Genomic DNA, 20,372 nt, shown 5'->3' with positions numbered 1-20,372 from the left:
TGCCAGAGCGACTGGACCGCGCGTACAGCGGAGAAGCGCGGGCCAGTTATCGGGGGAGACGCGGGTTCCGGCCGGTGGCCGGAGCAGGGGACGGCCGAGGCCGCCGCCCGGAACCCGTGACCGACGAACGTATGGGGAGCGGTGGATGACCAGTGAAGGCGGCCTGCGGGCCCGAGTGCGGACCAAGGACGGCTGGGCGGTGCGGCACGCGGTGCTGACCGTCACCGACATGACGGGCAGTCAGGTGCTGCGGGTGACCGCGGACGACGACGGCGCGGTGCGCGGCGACGCGCTGCCGCCCGGCGCGTACACCGTGATCGTCACGGCTGTCGGCTATCAGCCCGCGGCGTCCACCGCGATCGTCGGCGCCTCCGGGCGGGCGGACCTGGGCAACCTGGTGCTGGCCAGGTCCGGTGGCGTGGAACTGCCGCCGCCGGGGCCGTGGACCGTCGACCCGGCGCACTCCTCGGTGGGCGCGGTCGCCCAGCACCTGGGGATCTCCAGCGTGCGCGGGCACTTCACCGGCTTCAGCGGTCGCATAGAGATCGCGGAGCGGGCCGAGGAGTCGACGGTGACCGCCGCGATCGAGACGGCCACCATCGACACCGGCAACAAGACGCGCGACGACCACCTGCGCTCGCCGGACTTCCTGGACGTGGACACGTTCCCGCAGATCGTCTACCGCAGCACCGGGCCGGTCACCCCGGCGGGCCCGGACCGCTGGACGGTGCACGGCGAGCTGACCATGCGCTCGCACACCCGCCCGGTCGACCTGGACCTGACGTACCTGGGCACCGGGCCCGACCCGTGGGGCGGAGTGCGGGCGGCGTTCCGCGCGACGGCGGAGCTGCGGCGCGAGGACTTCGCGATGACCTACAACCAGGTGCTCCAGGCGGGCATCGCGGCGATCGGCACCACGCTGCGGGTCGAGCTGGACATCCAGGCCGTCCAGGGCGATTCGCTGCCGATGGCGTGAACGGGGGGCGGGCGCTGGTGCGTTGAGCGGAAGGCGCGCTGGCGCGTTGAACGGGGGCGGCGGCGCGCGCTCAGGCTGAACGGGGGCGGCGCGCGCCGCCCTCGCTCCCCGTGGCACGGCTCGTATGGTGGCAGGCATGCCTCCCAACATCGCCACCAACAACCATGTCACCCGTGAGCAGTTGCTGGAGTTCCTCGCCGAGCGGCACCGCGCGATCGTGCTCACCACCCGTGCGGACGGCCGCCCGCAGGGCTCACCGGTGACCTGCGGCGTCGACGGCTCGGGCCGCCTGGTCGTCTCGACGTACCCCGACCGCGCGAAGGCCAACAACGTCCGGCGCGACCCGCGCGTGACGGTGATCGTGCTGTCCGACGAGTGGAACGGGCCGTGGGTGCAGGTCGACGGGCAGGCCGAGGTGATCGACCCGCCCGAGTCGGTCGAGCCGCTGGTCGACTACTACCGGGCGATCGCGGGCGAGCACCCGGACTGGGACGAGTACCGGGCGGCCATGCTCCGGCAGGGCAAGTCGCTGCTGCGGATCACCCCGGAGCGCTGGGGCCCGGTCGCGACGGGCGGCTTCCCGGCGCGGCTCGCCGACTCCTGAGGGACCTCAGCCGTCGGCGGAATCCCGCAGCGCGTCGATGCCCGCGATGAGCACGTCCAGCGCGAACGCGAAGTCCCGCTCGCGCAGTTCGTCGCGGCGGCCGGTGGTGTGGCGGGCGATCAGGCCCGTCAGGCCGCCGAGTTCCGGCTTGTCGCGGGTCGCGTCGAACACCTCGCGCAGCAGCTCGTCCTCGTCGGTGCCCGCGGTACGGCAGCGCTCGGCCCACCGCCCCTCGACGGTGCCGAAGCCGTACGCGAACTGGTGGACGGCGGCCAGCGCGCCGGGCGCCCGGTCCTCCGGGAGCCCGGCGCGCCGGATCACCCGGTACGCGGCGGTGGCGAACGCGGTCGCCCTCGGCCCGGCGTTGAGGTACTCGCCCATCAGCCGGGACGCCCAGGGGTGGGCGACGAGCATGGTGCGGTAGCCGGTGGCGAGGGCGCGCAACTGCCCACGCCAGTCCTCCGGTTCGGTGGTGGTCGCGTCGTCCGGCGGTACCGGGATCTCGCCGTTGATCTCGTCGAGGGCGATCTCCAGCAGGTCGTCCTTGTTGTCGACGTACCAGTAGACGGACATCGGGGTCACCCCGAGTGCGGCGGCCAGGCGCCGCATGGAGAACCGGGCCAGGCCCTCGGCGTCCAGCAGCCGGATGGTGGCGCGCACGACGCGGTCCAGGTCGAGCCCGGCACCGTTGCCGGAACCGGCCTCCGGCTCCCGGCGGCGTTTGGCCCCCGCGCGATCGCTCAGCCAGTAGCTGGCCTGCGGCTTGGCTGCGCGGGGGCCGGTCGGCATGGCGGTGTCTCCTCGGGGCCGGGCGGTCGAGCCGGTCGGTGCGACGGTCATCGGACTGCTGCTCACGCCGACAGTACGGATCCCGCCCGCTCCTCCGCTCAACGACGACGTTCCGCCCTCGAGCTTAAGAGGTCGCGCAGGTAGGGCGTGGGGTCATGGTCGGCGGTCGGGGCGTTCGTTCCAGCGGTGGGTCGCCTACGCTTGCTCCCCGGGGACCCATCAGCTCCCCGGGGACCCATCGCCGTACCTCACGGTCGCCCGCCTGAAGTGGGCGCGTAGAAACGGGAGACACCTTCAAGGGAGGAACTTCGGGCAACCGAGCGCACGTTGGGCGTGATGTGACTGAACTTCGCGCCCTTGGCTCGTCCGGCCTCCTCGTTTCCCCGCTCTGCCTGGGAGGCAACGTCTTCGGCTGGACCGCCGACAAGACCCAGTCGTTCGCGGTGCTTGACGCATACCTTTCCGGTGGCGGCAATTTCATCGACACCTCCGACTCGTACATGAATTACTTCGCCGGCAACGAGCCGGGACAGTCCGAGAGCATCATCGGCGACTGGCTCGCCGCCCGCCGCAATCGCGACGACGTGGTCGTCGCCACCAAGGTCGGTGACCACCCGGAGTACATGGGCCTCGCGCCCGCCAACATCAAGGCCGCTGTTGAGGAGTCCCTGCGGCGACTGCGCACCGACCACATCGATCTCTACTACACCCATTTCGACCGGGACGAGTCCATCCCCGTGGACGAGATCATCCTGGCTCTCGACGATCTCGTGAAGGCCGGCAAGGTGCGTGCCATCGCGGCCTCCAACATCAGCCCCGAACGGCTCTCCGCGTCGCTGGCCTTCTCCGATCGCGAAGGGCTGGCCCGCTACGTGGCTCTGCAACCGCAGTACAACCTCGTCTCACGCGACACCTACGAGGGTGCGCGGCGGGAGGTCGTGCAGCGTGAAGGACTGGCCTGCGTTCCGTACTTCGCACTGGCCTCCGGCTTCCTCACCGGCAAGTACCGTCCCGGGAAGAGTGTCGAGAACGTGCGCAATGTCCCCGGACTCGCCGGTGGTTACGCGGACACGGAACGCGGCGTGAAGGTGCTCGACGCGTTGGAGCAGATCGCGACGGCGCGGGGGGTGGAGATGGCCACTGTGGCGCTGGCCTGGCTCGGGCAGCAGCCGACCGTGACCGCGCCGATCGCCTCCGCACGCGCCGTCGAGCAACTGCCGGCGCTCTTCGCCGCGCAGGACCTGCGACTGTCGGACACCGAGCTACGGACTCTGACGACCGCCTCGTCCTGACCGGGAGCGGTCGGCGGGTCACCTGCAAAGCCGGCAAGCGTGGGCGACCAACCGCTGGAACGAACGCCCCAACCGCCGACCGTGAACCCACGCCTTACCTGCGCGACTTACCTGCGCGACCTCCAAGTCCGCCCCCTGCTCACGAGGACCGGGGCGCCGGGAGGTCGTACCGGGTGACAGACCGGCCGAGCATGTGCTCAGATCACGCCTCGATCTCCTTCATGAGCATGCGAGATCTCCTTCATGAGCATGCGAAGGGTGAGCGAGTGCTTCTCGGGGGGCAGCTTGTCGAGCTGAGCGCGGGCATAGGCGGCCCCGCCGGCCTTGTCCCCGGCCCGGGCCAGCATGAGCCCGCGGTGCATTTCCAGGTGGGTCGCGAAACGCGGCAGAGAGGGCGGGAGTTCCGAACGGGCCTGTTCCTGAGCCTTGATGGCCCCCCTCTCATCTCCCAGACGGGCCAGCAAGAGAGAACGGAATACGTTCATTCGCCACCACGGGACGGCGTAATCCGACGTCTGTTCCTCGGAAGCCGCCGAGTCGAATACCCGGCGCCCCGCCGAGTCGAGGCGCAACGCCGTTTCCCTGTCCCCGCGCAGGGCCGCGGAATGGGCCTTCCCCATGATGGCGTTGAGCAGCCCCAGTGACGGCTTCGTCCCCATGGCCATCGCCTGATCCGCCAGAACGTCGGCCACGCCCAAGGACGCACCCTCGTAGCCCAGGGCGATCGCCGCCCGGCCCCGGACCCACACTCGCGTGTCCCGGTCGTGGGACTCGTCCGCGGCCTGGGCGGCCATCCGGTACCAGGAGACCGCCCTCGCCCCGTCGGAGCCTGGAAAGGTCTTGGCGTACAGGGTCATGAGCCGGGCGGCCACGGACCACAGGTGCGGGGTGTCCAACTGCTGCTGCACGACGACCAGTTCGGCGGACACGCGGCGCTGGATGTCGGCCGCGCCGAGGCTCATGTACTCGGATCCGTAAGTGGTCAGCTTGCCTTCCCAAGCATCCTGAGAAGGCCCTCCGCGCAGCCGGGCCGCGAAACCCGACGCCAGGAGATCGGACGCGACCACAGGCGCGATGACGGCTCCTGCGGCGTCCGTGAGGAACGTACGTCGCTTCACTTCGTCCTCTTCCAGAGCGGCTAATGGGGCATCGAGCACAGCGGACAGCGCCCTGAGGTAGAAGGCGCCGGGCTTGTGTTTCGAACACTCCCAGTTGCTCACGTACTCCCGGGAAAGGGCCGTCCCGAAGCGTTCATTGACGGTGGCGGCCAACCGGCTCTGCGAGAGACCCCGGGCCTGACGGAGTTCCCTGATCAGCTCCCCGATGCACATGACGGCATCCTTTCTCCCGACGGCCTGTCCCGTCACCGAACAAGGACTCGCGCGGCCGGGGCCTCGCCACTGGAGTACGTGATCTGCAAGTCAGGCCTCGTCGCCGCACGAACTCGCGGGATTCACGGGACCGGGATTCACGGGACGGCGGGCCACGCCCAGGGACGGGCGCCGTGTCGTCCGCGGAGGCAGTCCACGCGGTGCTGGGCGGCGGGGACCGCGTGCGGGTAGGTGAGCGCGACCCGGGTGGCGAAGACGGCCAGTCGCAGTCGTGACCGTCGTACCCCACCTGTTCCAGGCACGCGTCGACAAGGTCGCCGATCTGCGGGTGGTCGTGGTCGGCCGTCAGGTGTTCGCCGTGCGGATCGACTCCGACCTGCTGGACTGGCGTGCGGACTACAACGCCCTGTCCTACAGCGTCGTCGACCTGCCGGACGCGCTGGTCAAGGCCCTGCTGGGCTACCTCGACCGGCTCGGCCTGGCGTCCGGGTCGTTCGACCTCGCCATCGACCGCGAGGGCGATTTTCACTGGCTTGAGCTGAATCCCAACGGCCAGTGGGGTTGGCTGGAGAAAGAGACGGGCCTGGAACTGGCGGCGGCCTTCGCCGACCTGCTGACGACGGGAGGACCATGACCCTCGACACCGCGGCGTACCGCCACGCGCTGGCCGACCGCCTGACGGCGAGCGGCGACCTGACGAGCCCGGCCATGCGGGCCGCGGTGGAGGACGTGCCCCGCGAGGAGTTCCTGCGCCCCGGAGTGTTCCTGCCCGACGAGGACGGCCGGTGGCGACCGGCGACGCCGGCGAGCGAGGGGCCGGAAGGTTGGGCGCGGCTCGCCTACAGCGACCAGTCCCTCGTCACCCAGCTCGACGAGCACCTCACCGCCGACCAGGCACACGGGCCGGTCACCGGGTATCCCACCTCGTCCTCGACGCTGCCCGCCACCGTGGTCGGCATGATCGAGGCACTCGATGTCGAGCGTGGTGTGCGAGTGCTGGAAATCGGCACCGGCACCGGCTACTCCACCGCGCTGATGTGCCACGCCCTCGGTGACGAGAACGTGGCGAGCGTGGAGGTCGATCCTGGCGTGGCAGCCCGCGCCGACGCCGCACTGGAGGCCGTGGGTTACTCGGCCTGGACGGCCACCGGTGACGGCCTGCTCGGGCATCCGCACCAGGCACCCTACGAACGGGTCATCGCGACCTGCTCGGTACGCCGCATCCCCTACACCTGGGTCCGGCAGACCAAGCCCGGCGGGAGCATCCTGGCCACCGTCGGCACCTGGACGTAAGGCACCGGCTTGGCGAAGGTCACCGTCCAGCCGGACGGCACCGCGGAAGGCCGGATCATCGGCCGCTCGTCCTTCATGACCGCCCGCTCTCAGGCGGTCATGCCACTGGCGGGCGACCTGTCGGCCCGCGCGGCGTACCCGGACAGCGAACGGCAGACGCCGATCGCGCCGGAGTCGCTGGAAGAGTGGACGCCCGCCTTCCTCGTCCAACTCGCTTTACCCGGAGTGCAGTTGATCAAGACCGTACCGGTCGACGGCGGTGCGCCGACGACGTACCTGTTCGACACCGAGCGGGAGTCGTTCGCCGAGCTGCACGGCGACGCCTCGGGCTGGACGGTGCGGCAAGGCGGGCCCGTGGCCCTGTGGGACATCGTGGAGGAGACCCTGACGGCGTGGCAGAAATCCGGACGGCCGGACATCAGTGCCGTCCGGCTGCACATCACGCCAGGGTCGCACACGTACTGGATCGGCGGACAGCAGATCGTCACCGGCGCCCGCTCGCACCGGCGCGGTGACAGTCCTCTGCGGTGGGAACACCGGGTCGCCTGACCGCCGGATCACCACGAAGGCCCCGCCCACACCGCCCTTCCCGGGAGGCGCGAGCGGGGCCTTCGCAGGTGTCACACTGCGTTCGGTCCTTACGAGGCCCGGGGTGCCGTCAGGTCGTACAGGGTAGTGTCGCCGACCTTCTTCGCGGTGTAGTGGGCTTCCACCCAGGCCGTGATCTGCGACGGGGTGTCGGTGGTGACGCCCATCGCCTGGCCGAAGGCGCCCGTGCCGCCGGTGGACTTGGCTCCCTCCGTGCCGCCCGATCCCATGCCGCCCGCGATGAAGTAGTGGATCTTGTGCTCGCTCACCATCTTCTCGAACTCGGCCAGCGTCGGCGCCGGGTCGGAACCGTTGAAGCCGCCGATCGCCATCACCGGGTCCTGGGTGGCCAGTTGGTAGCTCGCCTGGTTCTGCGAACCGACGGTCGCCGCGACCCAGGTGTACGAGGAGGCGTCCTTGGACAGCGCCGACTTGACCGCCGAGCTGACCTTGGTGCCGTCGAGCAGGCCGCCCATGGCGCCGCCCATGCCGCCCATCTGGCCCTTGCCGCCCTTGCCGCCCTTGCCGCTGAGCGCGCCGCCGCCGGACGGGGCCTTCCCGCCCTGGCCGCCGCCCGCACCCGGGAAGCCACCGGTGCCACCGCCCGGGAACCCGCCGGGCATGCCACCCCGCACCGCCGTGCCCGTGCCGCCGGGGGCCTTGCCCGTACCGCCGCCGCCCGGGAAGCCGCCGAAGCCGCCCGCGCCGCCCTTGCCACCGTGCGCGCCACGTGCGCCGCCGCCCGGGAAGCCCATGCCGCCCATCTGCGCGGGACCGGCTGACGGCAGGGAGCCCGTGTGGCCGGTGGACACCGTGTCCACCGCGTACGCCGCAGGTCCCGCCAGCGCGGCCACCAGACCACCCGTCACCGCCGTCACCGTCAGCACCCGCATCGCGATCCGCCCGGTGAACGCCAGCCCCAGCGCCGCCGCCAAGCCAAGCAGCAGCACCGCCCAGCGCAGCCACGGCAGCCAGTCCGGGGTGCGGCCCAGCAGTTCGAAGGCCCACCACGCGCTCACCGCGACCGCCAGCGCCAGCGTCCCCGCCGCCCACGGCGAGCTGCGCCGCCGCCACAGCGTGACCGCGCCCATGCCGACGACCGCGCCGATGTAGGGGGCGAGCGCGATGTTGTAGTACGGGTGGAAGATGCCGGCCATGTAGCTGAAGACCGCGGCCGTGGTGAGCAGCGCGCCGCCCCACAGCAGGAACGCCTGCCGTTCGGTGTCGGTGCGCTTCGCCCGCCACGTCAGCACGACACCCGCGACGAGCAGGATCAGCGCGGCGGGCAGCAACCACGAGATCTGGCCGCCCATGTCGGAGCCGAACAGCCGGGTGATGCCGGTCGAGCCCCACATGCTGAAGCCCTTGCCACCGCCCGGCCCCGCGCCGCCACCGGTGCCGCCACCGCCGACGCTTCCGGTCTCGGAGCCGTCGAGACGGCCGAACCCGTTGTAGCCGAAGGTGAGTTCGAGGAAGCTGTTGTGCTGCGAGCCGCCGACGTACGGCCGGTCGGCGGCGGGCGTCAGCTGGACGATCGCCACCCACCAGCCGCCCGCGACCACCAACGCGGCGGTGGCGAGCGCCAGTTGCCACACCCTCCGGCGCACCCGCACCGGCGCGAGGAACGCGTACACCAGCGCCAGCGCGGGCAGCACCAGGAACGCCTGAAGCGTCTTGACCAGGAACGCGAAACCGATGAGCGCTCCCGCCGCCACCAGCCACTTGGTGCGTCCCGCCTCCAGCGCGCGCTGCGTCGCGTAGATCGCGCAGACCAGCAGCAACGCGAGCATCGCGTCGGGGTTGTTGAAGCGGAACATCAGCGTCGCGACCGGGGTGAGCGCCAGCACCCCGCCCGCGATCAGCCCGGCCGCGGCCCCGAAGCGCCGTCGCACCGCCGCGTACAGCACGGCGACGGTGGCGACGCCCATCAGCGCCTGCGGCACCAGGATCGCCCAGGAGTTGAGCCCGAACAGCCGCACCGACAGCTCCATGGGCCACAGCGAGGCCGGGGGCTTGTCGACGGTGATGAAGTTCGCGGCGTCGGAGGAGCCGAAGAAGAACGCCTTCCAGCTCCTGCTGCCCGCCTGGACGGCGGCCGAGTAGAAGGAGTTGGCCCAGCCGGAGGAGGAGAGGTCGACCAGGTACAGCAGCGCGGTCGCCGCCAGCAGCCCGAGGAACGCGGGGCGCTCCCACCGCGGCCGGTCGGCCGCGCCTGCGGACTCGGCCCGCGCGGGGGCGGCGAAGGGGTGAGTGAGGGCGGTCATCGAACGGGCTCCAGGGTCGGGGCCTGCGCTTCCTCGTCGCGGCGGTCCGGGAAGACCCACACCCGCAGCAGCAGGAACCGCACCACGGTGGCGGCGAGGTTGGCGGCCACCAGCACGGCCAGTTCGGCGCCGTGCGAGGCGTGGGCGTCGGCGACGCGCAGCGCGGCCAGCGAGCCCGAGGTCATCAGCAGGCTGACGCCGAACACCGCCAGGCCCTGCGCCTGTTGCCGCATCGCCCGCCGCCTGCCGCGCACCCCGAAGGTGAAGCGGCGGTTGGCCGCGGTGTTGGCGAGGGTGCACAGCAACAGAGCCAGCGCGTTGGCGAGTTGGGCGCCCATGCCGAACCGGAAGAGCCAGAAGAGCGCGAGGTTGGCGACCGTGGACAGCGCGCCGATCACCGCGAAGCCCGCCAACTGCCGCACCATGCCCGGCGCCACGCCCCCGACGCGGTCGCGCGGGTCGTCGCCGAACGGCCTGCGAAGCCGCTCCAGCGGCAGCGCGCCGCTCGCCAGCGCCCGGCCGACCCGCCACACGCCCTTGAGGTCGTCGGTGGCGGTGCGCACGATGGCGACGCTGGAGTCGGGGTCGTCCACCCAGTCGACGGGCACCTCGTGGATGCGCAGCCCCGCCCGCTCGGCCAGCACCAGCAGCTCGGTGTCGAAGAACCAGCCGGTGTCCTCGACCAGCGGCAGCAGCAGCCGCGCCACGTCGGAGCGGATCGCCTTGAAACCGCACTGGGCGTCGGAGAAGTGGGCCGACAGGCTGCCGCGCAGGATCAGGTTGTAGGTCCGCGAGATCAGCTCCCGCCTGGGCCCGCGCACCACCCGCGACCCGCCCGCCAGCCGCGATCCGATGGCCAGGTCGGAGTGGCCGGAGATCAGCGGGGCGACCAGCGGCAGCAGCGCCTTGAGGTCGGTGGACAGATCCACGTCCATGTACGCCAGCACCGGCGCGTCGGACGCCGCCCACACCTCGCGCAGCGCCCGCCCGCGCCCCTTGCGGTCCAGCCGTACGGCGGAGACCTCCCGGAACTCGCGCTCCAGCGCCAGCGCCACCAGCGGCGTGCGGTCGGTGCTCGCGTTGTCGGCGACGGTGATCCGGAAGCCGTACGGGAACGTGGAGTCCAGGTAGGCGTGCAGGCGGCGCACGCAGGGTTCGAGGTCGGTCTCCTCGTTGAAGACGGGGATCACGACATCCAGCACGGTCGTGCGGCGGGGGTCGCCGACCGGCACGGCGTCACGGGCCGGCAGCCCGCCGCTCGCGGCCGGGTCCCCGGAAGGCGGAAGCGTCAGGGTCCTCATGCCCACCGACGCTCCCCGCCGGGACTGTCACGAGGGTGTGGTGAGCCTGGGTGTCGCCTGTGAGTCCCGGGGGCCCGCCGTCTCGGGACGCGGCAGCGTGACGCGGAAGACCGTACGATCCGGCTGGCTGGCCACCTCGATGGTGCCGCCGTGCGCCTGCACCACCGCGCGCGCGATCGCCAGGCCCAGGCCGCTGCCGCCGCCCGCCGAACGGGAGCGGGAGGCGTCGCCGCGCGCGAAGCGTTCGAAGACCTCGCGCAGCAGGTCGGGCGGGATGCCGGGGCCGGTGTCCTCGACCTCGATCCGCACGCCGTCCGGCCACGCGGCGACGCGCGCGGTGACCGTCGTGCCGGGCAGGGTGTGGGTACGGGCGTTGGCCAGCAGGTTGGCCAGCACCTGGTGCAGCCGGGCGGCGTCGCCGCGCACCACCACCGGGTCGTCCGGCAGGTCGAGCCGCCAGCGGTGCTCCGGCCCGGCCGCGCGCGCGTCGCTGACCGCGTCCACCACGAGCGGCGAGACGTCCAGCGGCTCGCGGCTGAGCGGGCGGCCCGCGTCGAGCCGGGCGAGCAGCAGCAGGTCCTCCACCAGCGTGGTCATCCGGGCCGCCTCGGACTCGATGCGGCCGAGCGCGTGCCCGGTGGACGGGCCGATCTCCTCGGTGCCGCGCCGGGTCAGCTCCGCGTAGCCGCGGATCGAGGCGAGCGGGGTGCGCAGTTCGTGGCTGGCGTCGGCGACGAACTGCCGCACCCGCGTCTCGCTCGCCTGCCGCGCCGCGAGCGCCGAACCGACGTGCCCCAGCAGCCTGTTGAGCGCCCCGCCGACCTGGCCGACCTCGGTGCGCGAATCGGTGTCGGCTTCGGGGACGCGTTCCAGCGGCGCCACCTCGCCCCGGTCCAGGCGCAGTTCGGAGACCCGGGCCGCGGTGCCCGCCACCCGGCGCAGCGGACGCAGGGCGTAGCGGATCATCACCGCGCCCGCGAGCCCCGCGGCGCCGAGCCCGGCACCGGTCACCAGGACGATGACGATCACCAGGCGGTCCACCGTCGCCTCGACGCCCGCCGCGGGCTGGCCGACCGCGAGCGCCTGGCCGTCCTGGCTGACCACGTAGTCGACCCGGTACGTGCCCAGGCCGGGGATGTCCAGGGTGTGCGGGTGCCCGTCCTGCTTCAGGCCGGAGAACGCGGCGAGTTGGGCGGAGGTCAGCGGCACGCTGCCTATGGCGTGGGTCCGGTCGGACGTGCGGCGGCTCACCTCGCCCTGCACCGCGTGGCCCTGAGCGTCGAACACCGCGCCGACGGTGCCGGTGGTCTGGCCTCCGCCCACCACGAAGTCCAGCGGCCCGCCGCCGGGCGGCTGCGCGCCGGGCGGCATGGCCTGCGGCGGCGAATGCTCAGCCCGCGCCGCCACGTCCTGGACCGTGCCGTCCAGCCGGTCGTACAGGTACTGCCGCAGCGAGACCGTGGTGACGACGCCGACCACCGCGCAGACCACGGCGATCAGCGCGACGGAGGACGCCAGCAGCCTGGCCCGCAGCGACCAGCGGCGCCCGCGCGGGGCGGGCACGGATCAGCCGACTTCCGCGGGCTTGATCAGGTAGCCGGCGCCGCGCCGGGTGTGGATCATCGGCGCGCGGCCCGCGTCGATCTTGCGCCGCAGGTAGGAGATGTACAGCTCGACCACGTTGGCCTGGCCGCCGAAGTCGTAGGACCAGACGCGGTCGAGTATCTGCGCCTTGCTGAGCACCCGGCGCGGGTTGCGCATCAGGTACCGCAGGAGTTCGAACTCGGTGGCCGTCAGATGGATCGACTTGCCCTCGCGGCTCACCTCGTGGCTGTCCTCGTCCAGCGTGAGGTCGCCGACGACCAGCAGCGACTCGGTGCGCACCGCGGCCGCCCCGGACCTGCGCAGCAGCCCGCGCAGCCGGGCCACGACCTCCTCCAGGGAGAACGGCTTGGTGACGTAGTCGTCACCGCCCGCGGTCAGCCCGGCTATGCGGTCCTCCACCGCGTCCTTCGCGGTCAGGAAGAGCACCGGCACGTCCGACAGGTCGCGGCGCAGCCGGGAGAGCACCTCCAGGCCGTCGACGTCGGGCAGCATGATGTCGAGCACCACGGCGTCCGGCCTGAAATCACGCGCGGCCCGCAGGGCGGCGGCACCGTCGGACTCGGTGCGCACCTCCCAGCCCTCGTACTTCAGGGCCATGGAGAGCAGGTCGGCCAGGGCCGTCTCGTCGTCGACGACCAGGACGCGGACGGGAGAGCCGTCGGGCCGGAGCAACTCGGTGCGTCCGCCCGGCGCGGGGGTGGGAATCGCAGGCATGACGAACACCATCGGGTGTCCCGATAAGAGCATTCTTTCGCCAGTCTGTGAGTTGTCTGAGAACTCTGTGCAGGAATAACGGTTCGGGGTACCCGGTTGCCCGGGAACGGAAGACCGACGAACGGGGAGCATGATGGGAATCGGCCGGTACGGGATCTGGAGCCCGGTGCTGCGCACCGAGGGCGACACGCCGGACACCAAGGTCGCCGAGGTCACCGAGGGGGTCCGTGACCTGGAACGGCTCGGCTACGACGCGGTGTGGGTGGGCGGCAGCAGCTCCGTCGGGGACGCCGCCGCGTTGGTCGAGGTGACCTCGACGCTCACCGTGGCCACCGGCATCCTCAGCATCTGGCAGCACGACGCCCGCTCGGTCGCCGCCGCGCACGCGGCGCTGAGCGCGAAGTACCCGGGGCGCTTCCTGCTCGGCCTGGGCGTCAGCCACGCGCCGCTGGCCGGCGACGCGTACCGCAAGCCGTACTCGGCGATGGTGCGCTACCTCGACGAGCTGGACGCGGCCGGGGTGCCCGCGAACGAACGGGTGCTGGCCGCGCTGGGCCCGAAGATGCTGAAGCTGGCGAGCGACCGCGCCGCCGGGGCGCACCCGTACCTCGTCACCCCCGAGCACACCGCGAAGGCGCGGGCCGCGCTCGGCCCCGACGCGCTGCTGGCGCCCGAGGTGAAGGTCGTGCTGGACGGCGATCCGGTACGCGCCAGGGCCGCCGCCCGCGCCCACCTCGGGTACTACCTCCCGCTGCCGAACTACACCGCGAACCTGGAGCGGCTGGGCTTCACCGCGCGGGACTTCGAGGACGGCGGCAGCGACGCCCTGGTCGACGCGCTGTTCGCGTGGGGCGGGCCGCAGGCCGTACGCGAGCGGACCGACGCGTTCTTCGACGCGGGCGCCGGCCACCTCGCGCTCCAGGTGATCCCGGCCGCCGACGCCGACCCCGCCGCGCTGCCGCGCGAGGGCTGGCGCGAGCTGGCCGAGGTGCTGGGGCTGCCGGGGGCCTCGTAGCGGAAGGCCGCACGGCGGGCGGCGCTCATGGCGGGTGCCGCCCGCAGCGGGGTCTCGTGGCGGGCGGAAACGCCAGGGGCCCGGCGCTGGAAAGCGCCGGGCCCCTGATCTTCGTAGCGGGGACAGGATTTGAACCTGCGACCTCTGGGTTATGAGCCCAGCGAGCTACCGAGCTGCTCCACCCCGCGTCGGTGAACACCATCCTACGGCATCCCGGGGACCGCTGCGCACCAGGTTTTCCCGGGCACGTTCCCGCGTACGTTCCCCCGCGCCTTTCCGCGCGGCCCGGAGCGGAACCGGAGCGGCCCGGAGGGCGCTCACGGAGCGCGACGGGCGCGCGGGTCGGCGCGCGGCGGCGCGCACGGTCCCGCGTACCGCTCCGGCGCACGTGAACAGATCAACGGGATATCCCCATCGGCCTACCGGCGGGCGCGATGCCCTGTCATCATTCACCCTCAGGAGGCAGACGTGACCTGTCCGATGTGCGGCTCGGCGGATGGCAGGCAACTGAACAATGGAAACTGGCAGTGCAACGAATGCTCAGCGGTCACAGCAGGCCAGGGCCGCATGGGAGAGCCTGGATCCTGAGACCCGTGAGCGCGTCGCGTTCCTGTCGCCCGAGGAGTTCACCGTCTCGGACGGTGAGGAGTCCGCGCGGCAGTGGCAGCGGTTCGTGGACGTCCTGGACCGCGCGGAGCGCCACGAAGCGCTGTGAGACCAAGCGCTGCGCGACGAGGGGCTGCGGTATGCCGTGTTGAGGTCATGGGCATCTCAACTCCCGGCAAAGCGGGCCGTATCCACTCGCGCGTCATAACGACCTGATCGCGGCCGTGCCCCGGCCGCCCGAACGCCGTGGACCCCGGCGGGTACGGCACCGTAAGGTCACGGGCCATGTCCTCACAGCCACCGCCCGAGTCCGGCGTGCCCCCGCGCGATCCCGCACCCCGGCCGCCGTACGGCGGTTTCGGCGAGGCCCCCGCGCCGTGGGACCCCGCGCCCGGCACCCCCGACGCCGCGGCCCGGCGCGGGCGGAAGCCGGTCGTCGGCGCTGTCGCCGCGGTCGCCGCGGTGGTCGTGCTGGCGGCGGTCGCGGGCGGCGTCTGGCTCGCGCGGGGCGGCGGCCGCAAGCCGGTCGCCCTGCCCACGGCGTCGGCCTCCGCGTCGGTTTCGCCGAGCCGGAGCGCGGCGTCCGGTCCCGACAGCGGCGGGCTCGCCGTCAAGCCGGTCGTCCCGGGCTGGCACGTGGTGGTCAGCGAGGAGCACCAGGTCGCCTTCGACGTGCCGCCCGACTGGACGGTGAAGGACTCCGCCTGGGTCTACACCGCCGACGACGCCGACGGCGAACCGGTGGTCGGCATCACCTCGACCGCCGCGTACCGGGAGAACACCTGCGGCGGCAGCCCGCTCGCCGCGACCGGCACCAAGGGCCTGTCCGCCCGCGAGAACGCGCACGACCTCGAAGGCCTCGCGCGAACCGACGCCCGGCAGTGGGCGTACTACGGCTTCGCCGATCCGAGCGCGCCCCAGGGCAAGCAGGGCACGCTGACCTCCAACGCGTCGGTGCCGTTCGCCGATTCCTACGGTGTCAACGGCTACGCGTCCTCCGCGACCCTCACCGACCCGCCGAAGTCGGCGAAGTGCGCGACGAGCGGTGCCGCGTACACCGTCGCGTGGACCGGCCCCCGCAACCAGCCCGTGGTGTGGGTGCTCTACACCGACACCGGTGGTGCCCACACCGTCTCCACCGGCACGATCCAGGCCGTCGAGCACAGCATCAGGCCGGTCAAGTAGCCCTGTTCACAAGGCTGTTGGACACACTCCGGTGCGACTGACGGCGACTCAGGCATGGGCAAAGGGAAGAGAAAACGGGTTTATCGACAGATCGTCACGCTTGCGAGGTAAATGGGCCGGGGAAGGTGGTTTCGCCGGACGGCGTGGGCAAGTCTGATCCCGCGACGCCGCGAAACCAGCGGGGACGGAAGGCCAACCGCCCCGCGTACACCCTGACTTCCAGTTCCTGGGAGGAACGCACATGACCAGCATCCGAACCGCCCGAGTCCTCGCCGCCGTGGCCGCGCTGCCCCTCGCGGCGGCACTGTTCACCGGCACGGCAGTGGCGGACAACGGATCCTTCGCCGACCACGGCTCGATCGCGAGCGTGAACAGCACCCAGCAGGTCGCGACGGGCGCCGGCGCCACGAACCAGAGCAACACCGCCAGCGTGAACGGCTCCGGCTTCACCCACATCGACCAGAACAACGTGAAGGTCAACTTCACCCACCTGTGGTGACGGCACCGGTGGGCGGGGCCGGGGAACCCCGCCCACCGAGGGGGACCGCGCGCTGAACGGCGCGCACCGCACGAAAAGGGGAGGGACCGCCGGGGAGGGGAAGTCGGCGGTGACGCCGGGACGACGGGGAACGGGGACCCCCGGCGATCCGGCAGAGGGGAAACGGGGGGACCACGGGCTGCGGGGGCTGCCCACCGGGCGGCGGCATCCACACGGATGCCGCCGCCCGGCCGTTTGTCCACGGGTGGATCTTTGTCCACAGGCTGTGGACAACGCGGGGCGAGCGGCGGGCCGCACCCGTGAACGGATCGAGTGGATCAAGGTCTACCAGGGCCGGGGCGCCGCCACCGGCAGGCAGGCTGAACAGGTCGACGGAACCGCCCCGAACAGATTGAACAGGGCAAAAGAGACCAAACCAGCATGAGCCGGAACGATCGTATGACTGGCTACCGCACCCGAATGGGCGGAGCAGACGGCTGAAACCGGCGTGTTGACTGGCGTGCCTCCGTCGAATGCGGCGTACCGGACCTTTCACTCGCCGCATGCGCGATAACAACCGGATGATCCGACTGGCGCTCGCCGTACTGGCGGGAGTCGCCTGCCTGGTCGCGGGCGTCGTCCCGGCCGCGAACGCCATCCCGGCACACGGAACCGCCCCGGACCTCGGCACCGACACCAACGCCGCGCCGGACTCCGGTGCGCCGGTGGCCGCCTGGACCGGCTTCGGCCCCGCGCCGTGGCTGTCCGGCGGCCCGGCCGCCACGGCCGTGGCGCGCCGGGCCCGCTGGTTCGGCGGCACCGCGGCCCGCGCCGTCTCCTACGACGGCCCCCACGGCCCCGGATCCTTCTACGGCGGCCGGTTCCGCGGCCCGGGCCACGCCGGCCCCAGACACTGGGGCGGCTTCCACGGCTACGGCGGGCCCGGCGGATACGGGTACGGCGGATACCGCGGCGGCGCGGTCCCCGCCTCCGCCGAGTCGGCGGACGCCGGACCGCCCATCACCATCGACCCCCGGGAGTTCGGCGCCGAGGTCTACAGCGGCCACGGCTTCGACACCTGCACCGCCCCCGACCTCGACACCATGCGCGCCTGGCGCTCCTCCTCCCCCTACGGCGCCGTCGGCGTCTACATCGGCGGCAACGCCCGCTCCTGCGCCCAGCCCCGGCTGACCCGCTCGTGGGTGAGGTCGGTCAGCGCGATGGGCTGGAAGCTCATCCCGATCTACGTCGGCTCGCAGTCCCCCTGCGTGACCGCGGCCCGCAAGCGCCAGTACGCGATCGACCCGGCCGACGCCAGGATCGAGGGCACCCAGCAGGCGGAGGACGCGGTGCGCGCCGCCACCGCCCTGGGCATGGCCGCCGAGAGCCCGGTCTACCTGGACGTCGAGGCGTACGACACCGACTCCGCGTCCTGCACCGACCCGGTGCTGGACTTCACCGCCGCCTGGAGCGACACCCTGCGCGACCGCGGCTACCTGTCCGGCTTCTACAGCAGCGCCGACTCCGGCATCGAGCAGATCGAGGGCTCGCGGGCCGCGGGATCGCAGGACGTCCCGGACGTGATGTGGTTCGCGCACTGGAACGTCGCACCCACCATCTACGGGGAGCCCGCCCTGCCCGCCGGGTACTGGCGCCCGCACCGCAGGATCCACCAGTACACCGGCAACACCTCGCAGACGTACGGCGGGTACACGCTCAACGTCGACCAGGACCTGATCGACGCGCCCGTCGCGATCGTGCCCTGAGGGCGGGCCGCCGGGGGGCCTTTCCCCTGGCCCGACCCTGAGCCGGGTCCACCTGCGGGAGGTGGGTGGACCCCGGCTCGTACGACTTGAGGGGGACTCCGCTTCGGGACCTGCGGGCGATCCCGGGGCGGGTACGGCGCTCATAGGTTGTGCACATGACCACGCCTGTGTGCCCCAGCGCTCAGCAGCAGCAGTTCACCGCCTACGTCCGGGCGAGGGGACCGGTGCTGCTGCGCACCGCCCGTTCACTGACCGCCAACCCCTGCGACGCCGAGGACCTGCTGCAGACGGCGCTGGCCAAGACCTACCTGGCGTGGGACCGGATCGCCGACCGCGGCGCGCTCGACGGCTACGTACGGCGCACCCTGGTCAACACCCGCACCTCGCAGTGGCGCAAACGCCGGGTGGACGAGTTCGCCTGCGAGGAGCTGCCGGAGCCGGACGTCGCCCCCGGGCCCGACCCCGCCGAGCAGCAGGCCCAGCGCGACGCCCTGTGGAACGCGATCCGCAGGCTGCCCGCCCGGCAGCGCGCGATGGTCGTCCTGCGGTACTACGAGGACCTGACCGAGGTGCAGACCGCCGAGCTGATGGGCGTCTCGGTGGGCACCGTCAAGAGCGCGGTCTCCCGCGCCCTGGTCAAGCTGCGCACCGACCCGCACCTGGGTGACGACCTGACCTCCGCCGACGAGCCCGGCGCGATCGCCGCCTGAACCGACCGCCGGCAGCCGACTGACCGCCTGAGCCGTCCGCGTCCGCCTCCCGCGACCGGGCGCGCCGCGCGCCGCGCGCTAGTGACAGACCGGGCGGTATGCCAGCACAATCACGGGGTTACCCTCGCGTAAGGCCAGCGACTTTGGAGGCCCCCGGTGCTGAGCACGATGCAGGACGTACCGCTGCTGATCTCACGGATCCTGGCCCACGGTTCCACCGTGCACGGCCGCTCCACGGTCACCACCTGGACCGGCGAGGGGGCCCCGCGCCGCCGCACGTTCGCCGAGGTCGGCGCGAGGACCGCGCGGCTCGCCCACGCGCTGCGCGAGGAGCTGGCGGTCGCCGAGGGCGAGCCGGTCGGCACCCTGATGTGGAACAACGCCGAGCACCTCGAGGCGTACTTCGCCATCCCCTGCATGGGCGCGGTCCTGCACACCCTCAACCTGCGGCTGCCCGCCGGCCAGCTCACCTGGATCGTCAACCACGCCCAGGACCGGGTGATCCTCGTCAACGGCACCCTGCTGCCGCTGCTCGCGCCTCTGCTGCCGCAACTGCGCACCGTCGAGCACATCGTGGTCGTCGGCCCCGGCGACACCTCCGTGCTGGACGGCTGCCGCCCGGCCGTGCACGACTACGAGATGCTGCTCGCCGGCCGGCCCACCGCGTACGACTGGCCGGAGCTGGACGAACGGCAGGCCGCCGCGATGTGCTACACCTCCGGCACCACCGGCGACCCCAAGGGCGTGGTCTTCAGCCACCGCTCGGTCTACCTGCACTCGATGCAGGTCAACATGGCCGAGTCGTTCGGCCTGACCGACCGCGAGACGTCGCTGCCGATCGTGCCGATGTTCCACGTCAACGCGTGGGGCATCCCGCACGCCGCGCTGATGAGCGGTGTCAGCCTGCTGATGACCGACCGCTTCCTCCAGCCCGCCGCGATCGCCGAGATGATCGAGGCCGAACGCCCCACCCACGCCGCCGCCGTCCCCACCATCTGGCAGGGCCTGCTCTCCGAACTCGCCCAGCACGAGCGGGACGTTTCGTCCCTGCGCAGCGTCGTCATCGGCGGCTCCGCCTGCCCGCCCGCGCTGATGCGGGCGTTCGACGAGGAACACGGCGTCACCGTCGTGCAGGCCTGGGGCATGACGGAGATGTCACCGCTCGGCACCGTCGCGCATCCCCCGGCGGACGCGGCCGACGAGGAGGCGTGGACGTACCGCGTCACGCAGGGCCGCTTCCCCGCCTCCGTCGAGGCCCGGCTCGTCGGACCGGCCGGGGAGGTCATGCCGTGGGACGGCGAGGCCACCGGTGAGCTTCAGGTGCGCGGGCCCTGGATCGCGGCGGCGTACTTCGGCGGGAAGGACGCGGAACCGCTGCGGCCCGAGGACAAGTTCGACGGCGGCTGGCTGCGCACCGGCGACGTCGGCTCGATCACGCCGGACGGCTACCTGACGCTGACCGACCGCGCCAAGGACGTCATCAAGTCGGGCGGCGAGTGGATCTCGTCGGTCGACCTGGAGAACCACCTCATGGCCCACCCGGCGGTGGCGGAGGCGGCGGTCGTCGCCGTGCCCGACGACAAGTGGGGCGAACGGCCGCTGGCCACCGTGGTCCTGAAGCCCGGCGCGAGCGCCGACTACACCGAGCTGCGCGCGTTCCTCGCCGAACGCGTCGCCCACTGGCAGGTCCCCGAGCGCTGGGCGGTCATCGAGTCGGTGCCGAAGACGTCGGTGGGCAAGTTCGACAAGAAGGTGCTGCGCAAGCGGTACGCGGAAGGCGACCTGGACGTCACGCGGTTGTAGACGCCCAGGGCTTTCGGCGCGCCCGGGCCGGTCGCGCGACCGGCCGGGCATC

General features: G+C 72.3%; 16 protein-coding genes, 1 tRNA gene and 2 pseudogenes. 12 read left to right on the top strand and 7 right to left on the bottom strand.

Annotated elements, in window-relative coordinates:
* Positions 1 to 145 precede the first annotated feature (145 nt).
* Both K7472_RS18605 and K7472_RS18600 read left to right on the top strand, forming a co-directional pair.
* Positions 146 to 976: a YceI family protein gene (locus K7472_RS18605; protein ID WP_222979482.1), complete on the top strand. Its 831-nt coding sequence runs from the start codon at positions 146 to 148 to the stop codon at positions 974 to 976.
* Positions 977 to 1,112: 136 nt separating this feature from the next.
* Positions 1,113 to 1,580: a PPOX class F420-dependent oxidoreductase gene (locus tag K7472_RS18600; protein ID WP_222979480.1), complete on the top strand. Its 468-nt coding sequence runs from the start codon at positions 1,113 to 1,115 to the stop codon at positions 1,578 to 1,580.
* Between the two features lie 6 nt (positions 1,581 to 1,586).
* Here K7472_RS18600 and K7472_RS18595 read toward each other — a convergent pair whose 3' ends face one another.
* Positions 1,587 to 2,369 (bottom strand): TetR/AcrR family transcriptional regulator, encoded by a 783-nt coding sequence (locus K7472_RS18595; protein ID WP_222979478.1) that lies wholly within the window; start codon positions 2,367 to 2,369, stop codon positions 1,587 to 1,589.
* Between the two features lie 338 nt (positions 2,370 to 2,707).
* Between K7472_RS18595 and K7472_RS18590 the strand changes: the two genes are divergently transcribed.
* Positions 2,708 to 3,661 carry an aldo/keto reductase gene (locus K7472_RS18590; RefSeq protein ID WP_222979477.1) on the top strand — a complete coding sequence of 318 codons (954 nt, stop codon included), beginning with the start codon at positions 2,708 to 2,710 and terminating at the stop codon, positions 3,659 to 3,661.
* Between the two features lie 197 nt (positions 3,662 to 3,858).
* On the opposite strand, the gene K7472_RS18585 is transcribed toward K7472_RS18590, so the two are convergent.
* Positions 3,859 to 4,992, bottom strand: coding sequence for a helix-turn-helix domain-containing protein (locus K7472_RS18585; protein ID WP_222979475.1), 1,134 nt, complete (start codon positions 4,990 to 4,992; stop codon positions 3,859 to 3,861).
* 271 nt (positions 4,993 to 5,263) lie between these two features.
* On the opposite strand from K7472_RS18585, the pseudogene K7472_RS18580 reads away from it, so the two are divergent.
* Both K7472_RS18580 and tgmC read left to right on the top strand, forming a co-directional pair.
* Positions 5,264 to 5,626 (top strand): annotated as a pseudogene (locus tag K7472_RS18580) (MvdC/MvdD family ATP grasp protein); the annotation flags it as partial.
* A pseudogene (gene tgmC / locus K7472_RS18575) lies at positions 5,623 to 6,834 on the top strand (ATP-grasp peptide maturase system methyltransferase). The pseudogenes K7472_RS18580 and tgmC, both read left to right, overlap by 4 nt.
* Positions 6,835 to 6,923: 89 nt before the next feature.
* Here the strand turns inward: tgmC and K7472_RS18570 are convergent.
* Genes K7472_RS18570 through K7472_RS18555 form a run of 4 tightly spaced genes read right to left on the bottom strand, consistent with a single transcriptional unit; the run spans position 6,924 to position 12,757 of the window.
* Positions 6,924 to 9,137: a glycosyltransferase family 39 protein gene (locus tag K7472_RS18570; protein WP_222979473.1), complete on the bottom strand. Its 2,214-nt coding sequence runs from the start codon at positions 9,135 to 9,137 to the stop codon at positions 6,924 to 6,926.
* Positions 9,134 to 10,438 carry a bifunctional glycosyltransferase family 2/GtrA family protein gene (locus K7472_RS18565; RefSeq protein ID WP_222979472.1) on the bottom strand — a complete coding sequence of 435 codons (1,305 nt, stop codon included), beginning with the start codon at positions 10,436 to 10,438 and terminating at the stop codon, positions 9,134 to 9,136. The genes K7472_RS18570 and K7472_RS18565 overlap by 4 nt, the downstream gene beginning before the upstream one ends.
* 27 nt (positions 10,439 to 10,465) lie before the next feature.
* Entirely contained in the window at positions 10,466 to 12,001 is a 1,536-nt protein-coding gene (locus tag K7472_RS18560) for a sensor histidine kinase (protein ID WP_222979471.1), read from the bottom strand.
* 3 nt (positions 12,002 to 12,004) lie between these two features.
* Positions 12,005 to 12,757 carry a response regulator transcription factor gene (locus K7472_RS18555; protein WP_289679098.1) on the bottom strand — a complete coding sequence of 251 codons (753 nt, stop codon included), beginning with the start codon at positions 12,755 to 12,757 and terminating at the stop codon, positions 12,005 to 12,007.
* A 133-nt stretch (positions 12,758 to 12,890) separates the two neighbouring features.
* Between K7472_RS18555 and K7472_RS18550 the strand changes: the two genes are divergently transcribed.
* Positions 12,891 to 13,772 carry an LLM class F420-dependent oxidoreductase gene (locus K7472_RS18550; protein WP_222979470.1) on the top strand — a complete coding sequence of 294 codons (882 nt, stop codon included), beginning with the start codon at positions 12,891 to 12,893 and terminating at the stop codon, positions 13,770 to 13,772.
* Positions 13,773 to 13,886: 114 nt separating this feature from the next.
* Here the strand turns inward: K7472_RS18550 and K7472_RS18545 are convergent.
* Positions 13,887 to 13,960 (bottom strand) — tRNA-Met (locus K7472_RS18545).
* Between the two features lie 326 nt (positions 13,961 to 14,286).
* Here K7472_RS18545 and K7472_RS18540 point away from each other — a divergent pair.
* The 6 genes from K7472_RS18540 to K7472_RS18515 all read left to right on the top strand — a co-directional run bounded on the left by K7472_RS18540 (position 14,287) and on the right by K7472_RS18515 (position 20,320).
* Positions 14,287 to 14,487, top strand: coding sequence for a hypothetical protein (locus K7472_RS18540; protein WP_109454635.1), 201 nt, complete (start codon positions 14,287 to 14,289; stop codon positions 14,485 to 14,487).
* A 176-nt stretch (positions 14,488 to 14,663) separates the two neighbouring features.
* Complete coding sequence (locus K7472_RS18535; RefSeq protein WP_222979466.1) at positions 14,664 to 15,563, top strand: DUF8017 domain-containing protein; 900 nt, start codon at positions 14,664 to 14,666, stop codon at positions 15,561 to 15,563.
* A 241-nt stretch (positions 15,564 to 15,804) separates the two neighbouring features.
* On the top strand, positions 15,805 to 16,062 hold the full coding sequence (locus tag K7472_RS18530; RefSeq protein ID WP_222979464.1) for a hypothetical protein: 258 nt from the start codon (positions 15,805 to 15,807) through the stop codon (positions 16,060 to 16,062).
* Between the two features lie 542 nt (positions 16,063 to 16,604).
* Entirely contained in the window at positions 16,605 to 17,807 is a 1,203-nt protein-coding gene (locus K7472_RS32740) for a DUF1906 domain-containing protein (protein WP_252395843.1), read from the top strand.
* A gap of 155 nt (positions 17,808 to 17,962) precedes the next feature.
* On the top strand, positions 17,963 to 18,517 hold the full coding sequence (locus K7472_RS18520; protein WP_222979462.1) for a SigE family RNA polymerase sigma factor: 555 nt from the start codon (positions 17,963 to 17,965) through the stop codon (positions 18,515 to 18,517).
* A 156-nt stretch (positions 18,518 to 18,673) separates the two neighbouring features.
* The gene (locus K7472_RS18515) at positions 18,674 to 20,320 is read left to right on the top strand and encodes a long-chain fatty acid--CoA ligase (RefSeq protein ID WP_222979460.1); all 1,647 of its coding nucleotides are present in this window, start codon (positions 18,674 to 18,676) and stop codon (positions 20,318 to 20,320) included.
* Positions 20,321 to 20,372: the final 52 nt, after the last annotated feature.

It is taken from the genome of Streptantibioticus parmotrematis (assembly GCF_019890615.1).
GTDB classification, from domain to species: domain Bacteria; phylum Actinomycetota; class Actinomycetes; order Streptomycetales; family Streptomycetaceae; genus Streptantibioticus_D; species Streptantibioticus_D parmotrematis.
Note: the sequence above shows the minus strand (reverse complement) of the source record. Positions and strands in the feature narration are given on the sequence as shown.